We start from the raw sequence: 6,851 nt of genomic DNA, 5'->3' as shown, positions 1-6,851 counted from the left end.
GTGTTGACGGCTGCTCCGGGGGCGTGGGGTCCTGCTCCTGTGACGCTGGCTTATCAGTGGTTCCGGAGCGGTGTTGCCGTGACGGGTGCTACTTCTGCTACTTATTCGTTGGTTGCGGCTGATCTGGGTAACGCCATGACGGTCAAGGTCACGGGTTCGAAAGCAGGGTTTACGACGGCGGCGAAGACTTCCGCTGCTACGGCTGCGGTCGCTGCCGGTACCCTGACGGCTCCGGTTCCTGCGGTGTCGGGCACCAACACGGTGGGCAGCACGCTCACTGCGACTCCCGGCACGTGGGGTCCTGCGCCCGTGACGCTGACCTACCAGTGGTACCGCGGAAGCACCGCCATTTCGGGCGCCACCGCCCAGACGTACAAACTGGTCGCTGCGGACAAGGGAAGTGCCATCAAAGTACGCGTGACCGGCACAAAGACTGCGTACACTGCACTGGCGCGCTACTCTGCGGCCACGGCCCTGATCGGCTGATCAGAAGTTGCTGACGGGGGTCGCTTGGTTGGCGGCGGTGGCTCCGGCTATCCGCTGAGCCTTGCCGTGTCCGGCCCTTACTCGGGCTTGAACGATGACAACCGGCTGATCCGCCGCCGCGCCGCAGCAATCAACGGACGTGCTGCCAGAACGCCTGCTTTCAACGAGCCAAGAACCTTGTTGAAACTGCCTTCGAAGCGGCCTCTGCTTCGCCAGTTTTGCGTCAGTTCCCACGTGGTGCGGACGGAATGCACGGCGAGTACGACGGTAAAGAGTGAGATCACCAAGCCAGCGATCGAGGCGGCCACGATCATCACACCTGTGATGTGCACCAAGAAGACGGCAGAGATCACAACCGTGTGGGCGTCAAGAAGTTCCATATTCATTTCTCGTTGTGCGGGATGGTGAGTTGGTAGTGCCAGGGTGCGGGAGACGGAACCCGCTGCCAGGTGCGCGGGTTGCACCTTCAGTTTCGTCTTTATCCTAGCTACGAGCACCTAATGGTTCGTTGGCAACGCGTCACGTACTTGTCAGAATTGCCAGGACGGCAGAGTGTCCGTCAATACGCTGCCCGAATAAGCGGCAGCGTCCAGCTCGGCACAGTGACAAGGACGAGAAGATGGCAGAACCACAACCACTGGACATCACCTTTGTTGCCCTGCTCGGCAAAGTTCGACCAGGAGATACCTGGACCTGTGTCCAATTGCCTGAGTCAGCGAAGATCTTTGGAACCCGTGGACTGGTCAAAGTGGCCGGCACAGTAGACGGGCACCCGTTCACTGGAGCCTTCATGGCGTTGGGAGACGGTACGCACAAACTGCCGGTGGCCGCTCCTGTCCGCAAAGCCATCGGCAAGGGCGACGGTGACGCCGTTGAAGTTCACCTCACTCAGCGACTGAACTGACACTAGAACTCCAAGAACTAGCTGAAATCCGCCGCCGGATCTTTTCAGCCGTCAGTCTTGTTGGGGTAGTCGAAGCTGCAAACCAAATGTGACTGGCGTTCAGCACGCGGCGCCAAAGTTACCCGATGATGCTGAGTCGCCCGGCGCCCCGTTGCTCATTGGAACCGTGAATACCGGGGTGAGCAGGCCATTCACGCCACGACTCTGAATTCGTCTGATCCCCCGCGTGTGTCTCTTCCCTTCCTGCAAAACGACTCCCGGTGGTCTGACCCCAAATTGCTTCCTACACGCAAGGCGGCGCGTGGGCTTGGCACGCAGAAGATGAACTGGGCGTCATCCGCGTAGGTGCGAGGGCCGACGTCGTGGTCTGGTCTTCGAATCTCTACGCTCTTGGAGCGGACGAACTCCTCGGCGAGCGGGCCGACCTGACGATCGTCAATGGCGCAGTGGTCCACGATGCCCGGAGGGAGTTCGCCGAAGAGCCACCTGTGGAGGCCGCAGCGGCCTATGCGACCAAGGGCGTCCCGTCCTCCGCGCACTCAACGTGCTCACACTAACGCCAAGCTCCCGGGGCGCAGGGATCCCCTAGGGCCGTAAGCCCTCAATCCAACCGAAGCAGCTTGTCAGTCTAGGTTGACAGTTCCATACTTGTCAGTCTAGCCTGACAGGTATGGAAGCTGATGATCTATCCGAGCAGATCCATTCGACGAACCCCGCCGTGGGCCTACGCGCAGTGGGAGCCCTTCACCGCCTGGCCGAGCAGGTTGAGGCGGTCCACGTGCGGGCGGCCCGTGAGCAGGGGTGGACGTGGGAGCAGATCGGTGATGCCTTGGGTGTCTCACGGCAATCAGTGCACGCAAAATACAGGGAATGAGTTGAGCCATGTTTGAACAATTTGCCCGTGATACCCGCAGGATTGTGGGGTACGCCATGGAAGAAGCCCGAGGCAGGGGCGACAAGCGACTGGGAACGGAGCACCTGCTTTTGGGGGCGCTTCATGAACCGGAACCCGCCGCGGTCCTTGGCATCACTCTGGACGATGCTCATAAAGCGGCGTCCCGGTTGGATGCCGCTGCGCTGAAGGCTATCGGGCTGGAAACCAGGAACCTTAAGGGGGTCACGATGCCAACCAAGGGGAGGAAGCCGCCGTTTAGTTCGGGCGCCAAGGAAGTGATGGCCAACATGGTGAAACAGGCAATGGATCAGAAGTCCCGGCAGATCACAACGTCAAACCTTCTTGTGGCGCTTCTGGATCGCGAAGAACACGATCCTGTGTCTGCTCTCTTCGAAGAACTCAAGGTGGACAAAACGACGGTTCGAGCCCGACTCCGGTGAAGGGGCTCTCTACCGGGCGCTTTCCTTGCGCTTCTTGACCCTCCGGATGATGAGCCACACGACGAACGCGGCAAGCCCTGCGTAGACGGCGTAATTGAGGAATCGCGAATACTGATCAACCAAGTGGTATTGCTTGCCGAGCAGTGCTCCCGCTCCAATGAGCAGGGCGTTCCACAAGCCCGTGCCAGCCACAGTAAAGATGCTAAACGTCACGAGGTTCATGCGTTCAGCACCTGCCGGGAGGGAAATGAGGCTGCGCACCCCGGGAAGCAGCCTGCCAAAGAAGATCGCTGACTTGCCGTGGCGTTCGAACCATCCAGCGGCTTTCTCGAAATCTTCCCGATCAACCAACGGCAGTTTTGACAGCAGCTTGATGGCCCTTTCCTGCCCCACCTTGTAACCCAGCCAGTACAGGAGCATCGCTCCGGCGTAGGCGCCAAGTGTGCTGGTGACAAAGACCAGGATCAGGTTCATGCCACCCTGCTGGGTAAGGAACCCGGCCAGTGGGAGGATCACCTCGCTGGGTATGGGCGGAAACACGGTCTCCAGGAGCGTCAACAAGCCGACGCCCCATTCGCCGAGGGCTTCGATTACCTGTGCGGCCACCCCCACAATCCCGGTTAGTTCATCGGCTGCAGCGGTCGCCGTGAGCAAGCTGATCAGGTTGATCTCCCTTCATGACGGACGCTTCGAAAAGACCTGGCGCGGAAATTGACGGTGACAAAGAGAAGCCCAGTGATGGGGGACCACTGGGCTTCCACCTCAACGCTATGCCCATCTACGCCCTCCGGCAACAAACAATGTAAAGAGGTTTTTTACGCTGGTAACTGCACTGCAACAAAGGCGCCGCGTCGGAGCTCAACTGCCTAGGCGCCGTGCGGCCGAATACGGGCGTGGTGCCCGGATCGGACCTTCAGTGAGGATGGTCGGAACCGATGGATGGTGCGCGGCTCGCCCCTCGGATGGCGGGGGTGGCGAGCCTTGGGCTTGTGCTCTTCCTCGGCGCGCGAGGAGGGGAGCAGGGCCAATGGCAGGATGGTGGCTGCGAGCCAGACAACCACGCCAATAAGCACAAGAAGGATGGCTGAAGTGGGCTCCATAACCCACGCATAGGCACCTTAATCACCGTTGGTAAGTAGCCTGATTACCACCTTTCCGGGCAGTGTGCTTGACAAGCCCGGCGGTGCCACAACACTGATTTCATGTACAGGAACAGCCGCGTCTCAGCCCAGTTTTCCATGTCCCTTGACGGATTCATCGCTCGGGATGATGACGGAGTCGGACCGCTCTTCGACTGGTACGAGGCCGGACCCGTTGAAACATGGATGCCGGGTCACCCCGTGCCGTTTCATCTCAGCGAAGCCGATGCCGCTTACTGGAGATCACTCCCAAGGGAGGGTGCATTCATCTGCGGCAGGCGGATCTTCGATCTGACGAGGGGGTGGGGCGGTCACCCGCCCAATGAGTCGCCCACCGTCGTCCTGACGCACCGCGAACCTCCTTCGGATTGGCCGCCGGTCCGGCGGGACGGCCAGACTGTCCCGTTCGAATTCGTTGGGGACCTGGGATCGGCCCTGGAGCGTGCGGCGCACCTCGCGGCGGGCAAGGAGATAGGTGTTGCCGGCGCGGACGTGGCACGGCAGTGCTTGCGCCTCGGTGTGGTGGACGAACTCCGGGTTGATTTGGTGCCCGTGCTGCTCGGAAGTGGCATTCGTTGGTTCGGTGACCTTGGCGCGGAGTTCGTGCTGGACGATCCCGTGATCGTCCCAGGAACACGCGTAACCCACCTGAGCTATCAGGTGCGGTCCCGGGATCTGCGCTAACGTCACCCCAGGTTATCCACAACCGGGCATACAGCGTACGACGGCGGGGCCTCGCCCGCGCTAGGCTGGTCACCTCGGCTGATGCAAGTGGCCGCAGGAACCACAACGCGGAGCCACATCTTCATGTCCGATGACCTTGCCCTGACCGCCCTGGCGGCCACTTCCTTTTCTTTGCCTGAGCTGCGCGACGGACAACTCGCAGGTATGACCGCCGTCGTCGAGGGTCGTGATGTCCTCGCTGTCATGCCTACCGGGTACGGAAAATCCGCTACCTATCAAGTCGCAGCACTGCACCTTCACAACACAACGGGCCGACCCGCCGTCGTCGTTTCTCCACTTATTGCCTTGCAAGAAGACCAAATGGACGGGCTGAATGAGGACCTGGGCGAGGGCGCCGCCGTCGTCATCAATTCCTCCCTCAGTGCTTCGGAGGTGGAGGCAGCGTGGCAGGCAATTGAATCCGGAAAGGCGATATTCCTGTTCCTCGCACCCGAACAATTGGCTAAGCAGGAAACCGTGGACCGGATCGCCACGCTGCACATCACCATGTTCGTAGTGGACGAGGCACACTGCGTATCCTCTTGGGGGCATGACTTCCGCCCGGACTACCTCGACTTAGGCAGCGTCCGCGAGCGCCTGGGTAACCCGCCGGTCATAGCCTTGACCGCAACTGCGTCCCCACCCGTGCGTGAGGAAATCGTCAAGAGGTTGGGCATGACGGAACCGCTGGTCCTGGTGCGTGGCTTCGATCGCCCCAACATCAGCCTCGACGTTGTCCGGCACCAAGAGGACAAAGGCAAGCGGAAAGCCGTAGTGGAGCAGGTCATCGCCTTGGCCAAGGCCGCGGGCATGGGGCTGCTCTATGCCGCTACCCGCAAGGACACCGAGAAGTACGCGGCCAAGCTAAAAGATCAAGGTCTGCGGGCCGAGGCTTATCACGCAGGACGTTCCGACACTGACAGGGAGAGCATCCACGAGCAGTTCCTGGATGACCAGCTGGAGGTAGTGGTTGCCACAACAGCCTTCGGCATGGGGATCGACAAACCCAACGTCCGGTTCGTGGTGCACGCAGATATTCCGGAGTCCTTGGACGCTTATTATCAGGAAATCGGCCGCGCGGGCCGGGACGGCGAACCGGCCGCTGCGACACTGCATTACCGTGCCGAGGACCTTGGGCTGCGTAAGTTCTTTGCCACCCATGCCCCGGACGCGAAGGAGCTCATGGCCGTGCTGAAAGTCATTAAGAACGCGGGCGCACCTGCCCCCAAAACCGCCCTGGCGGAGCTCACCGGCTTCCCTGCCCGCCGGGTTACAGCGTTGGTGAACCAGTTGGAGGAAGCCGGCGCCGTGAAAACCGGCAAGCGCGGCATCCGGCTCAGTTCCAAAGCCAAGCTGACCGCACTGGTAGAGCGAGCCGCCCGGTTGGCTGAGGCGCGTCAACGCGTGGACCAGTCCCGGCTCACCATGATGCGTGGCTACGCGGAGACGGACGGCTGCCGTCGCCAGTTCCTTTTGGGCTACTTCGGGGAGGATCTGCCGCGGCCCTGCGGCAATTGCGATGCTTGCGCGGAAACGCCCGACGCCGCCGGGTCGGTTCGCGTCGGCCAGCCCGCCTCACCCGCGGAGAATCAGTTCCCCTTGCAGTCCACCGTGATCCACAAAGAGTGGGGTCCCGGTTTGGTGATGAGGCACGAGGACGACGTCATGACTGTTCTGTTCGAAAAGGAAGGCTACAAGACCTTGTCCCGTACCGCCGTCGTCGAGCATGAATTGCTGAAGCCGGCTTAGGTGCGGGCCGTGCGCATCCCGGGCCTTCCACGAAAGATCACCACCATCAGCGTGCAGATCAGAGCTGCCGCGCTGAGCAGGCCCAGCAGACCACCCCATGGAGTGTAGTCACCACCGGATATGAAGAAGGCGTCTGCCAAGGCCATACCGGCGGAGAAAGATGCAAAGAAATACATGGGTGCGCCGAGCACCAGGATCAAGAGTTGGACAATTACAACTGTTCTCAGCCGTGAAATAACCCGGGTTGCCGTCAGCAGGACCACAACCAGAGCAAGAAGCGTTCCGAGGCTTGTCCACGTCAAAACTGCCACCAAGGAGATTGACTCGTTGCGTCGGGCCAATCCTTCGTGGATTTCGTCCAGCGTGGCGCCCGGAACAGCGGCGAGCGGATTCCACACGAGGATCTGCAACGCTGCGGTGAGCCCGTAGGCCGCGATTGCCATGAGCCCAACGATGCTGATGATGACGCGCGATGTTTGTGTGCTGCTTCCCTTGGTCCCCATGCAGGCAGCCTA

Annotated in this window: 10 protein-coding genes and 1 pseudogene; 7 read left to right on the top strand and 4 right to left on the bottom strand. The window is 61.0% G+C overall.

All coding sequences use genetic code 11. The features are described from left to right. Positions 1-486 (top strand): annotated as a pseudogene (locus EU811_RS23455) (hypothetical protein); the annotation flags it as partial. A 77-nt stretch (positions 487-563) separates the two neighbouring features. On the opposite strand, the gene EU811_RS00255 reads toward EU811_RS23455, so the two are convergent. Then, positions 564-866, bottom strand: a complete 303-nt coding sequence (locus EU811_RS00255) for a hypothetical protein (RefSeq protein ID WP_142936527.1) — start codon at positions 864-866, stop codon at positions 564-566. A 239-nt stretch (positions 867-1,105) separates the two neighbouring features. Between EU811_RS00255 and EU811_RS00250 the strand changes: the two genes are divergently transcribed. The 4 genes from EU811_RS00250 (at position 1,106) to EU811_RS00235 (ending at position 2,725) form a co-directional block, all read left to right on the top strand. After that, positions 1,106-1,390, top strand: a complete 285-nt coding sequence (locus EU811_RS00250; protein WP_142936526.1) for a DUF1905 domain-containing protein — start codon at positions 1,106-1,108, stop codon at positions 1,388-1,390. A 275-nt stretch (positions 1,391-1,665) separates the two neighbouring features. Beyond that, positions 1,666-1,947, top strand: coding sequence for an amidohydrolase family protein (locus tag EU811_RS00245; RefSeq protein WP_142936525.1), 282 nt, complete (start codon positions 1,666-1,668; stop codon positions 1,945-1,947). A 113-nt stretch (positions 1,948-2,060) separates the two neighbouring features. After that, complete coding sequence (locus EU811_RS00240) at positions 2,061-2,264, top strand: helix-turn-helix domain-containing protein (protein ID WP_024819718.1); 204 nt, start codon at positions 2,061-2,063, stop codon at positions 2,262-2,264. Between the two features lie 8 nt (positions 2,265-2,272). Further along, on the top strand, positions 2,273-2,725 hold the full coding sequence (locus tag EU811_RS00235; RefSeq protein WP_142936524.1) for a Clp protease N-terminal domain-containing protein: 453 nt from the start codon (positions 2,273-2,275) through the stop codon (positions 2,723-2,725). A gap of 9 nt (positions 2,726-2,734) precedes the next feature. Here the strand turns inward: EU811_RS00235 and EU811_RS00230 are convergent, their stop codons facing one another. Both EU811_RS00230 and EU811_RS00225 read right to left on the bottom strand, forming a co-directional pair. Next, positions 2,735-3,388: a DedA family protein gene (locus EU811_RS00230; protein ID WP_142936523.1), complete on the bottom strand. Its 654-nt coding sequence runs from the start codon at positions 3,386-3,388 to the stop codon at positions 2,735-2,737. Between the two features lie 203 nt (positions 3,389-3,591). Further along, a complete protein-coding gene (locus tag EU811_RS00225; RefSeq protein WP_142936522.1) occupies positions 3,592-3,825 on the bottom strand; it encodes a hypothetical protein in 234 nt (77 codons plus the stop codon). A gap of 102 nt (positions 3,826-3,927) precedes the next feature. Here EU811_RS00225 and EU811_RS00220 point away from each other — a divergent pair, with 102 nt between their 5' ends. Beyond that, positions 3,928-4,548, top strand: a complete 621-nt coding sequence (locus EU811_RS00220) for a dihydrofolate reductase family protein (RefSeq protein ID WP_142936521.1) — start codon at positions 3,928-3,930, stop codon at positions 4,546-4,548. A 123-nt stretch (positions 4,549-4,671) separates the two neighbouring features. After that, positions 4,672-6,336, top strand: a complete 1,665-nt coding sequence (locus EU811_RS00215; protein ID WP_187697046.1) for a RecQ family ATP-dependent DNA helicase — start codon at positions 4,672-4,674, stop codon at positions 6,334-6,336. Here EU811_RS00215 and EU811_RS00210 read toward each other — a convergent pair. Next, complete coding sequence (locus EU811_RS00210; RefSeq protein WP_238703237.1) at positions 6,333-6,839, bottom strand: hypothetical protein; 507 nt, start codon at positions 6,837-6,839, stop codon at positions 6,333-6,335. The genes EU811_RS00215 and EU811_RS00210 overlap by 4 nt on opposite strands. Positions 6,840-6,851: the final 12 nt, after the last annotated feature.

This window comes from Arthrobacter sp. TS-15 (assembly GCF_006964045.1).
Classification (GTDB): Bacteria; Actinomycetota; Actinomycetes; order Actinomycetales; family Micrococcaceae; genus Arthrobacter.
This window is presented reverse-complemented; position numbering and strand designations above follow the sequence as displayed.

Bases quoted from the DNA above. Each gene is read 5' to 3' on its own strand.
- EU811_RS00255 (WP_142936527.1), bottom strand. From the start codon at position 866: ATGGAACTTCTTGACGCCCACACGGTTGTGATCTCTGCCGTCTTCTTG.
- EU811_RS00250 (WP_142936526.1), top strand. From the start codon at position 1,106: ATGGCAGAACCACAACCACTGGACATCACCTTTGTTGCCCTGCTCGGC.
- EU811_RS00240 (WP_024819718.1), top strand. From the start codon at position 2,061: ATGGAAGCTGATGATCTATCCGAGCAGATCCATTCGACGAACCCCGCC.
- EU811_RS00235 (WP_142936524.1), top strand. From the start codon at position 2,273: ATGTTTGAACAATTTGCCCGTGATACCCGCAGGATTGTGGGGTACGCC.
- EU811_RS00225 (WP_142936522.1), bottom strand. From the start codon at position 3,825: ATGGAGCCCACTTCAGCCATCCTTCTTGTGCTTATTGGCGTGGTTGTC.
- EU811_RS00220 (WP_142936521.1), top strand. From the start codon at position 3,928: ATGTACAGGAACAGCCGCGTCTCAGCCCAGTTTTCCATGTCCCTTGAC.
- EU811_RS00215 (WP_187697046.1), top strand. From the start codon at position 4,672: ATGTCCGATGACCTTGCCCTGACCGCCCTGGCGGCCACTTCCTTTTCT.
- EU811_RS00210 (WP_238703237.1), bottom strand. From the start codon at position 6,839: ATGGGGACCAAGGGAAGCAGCACACAAACATCGCGCGTCATCATCAGC.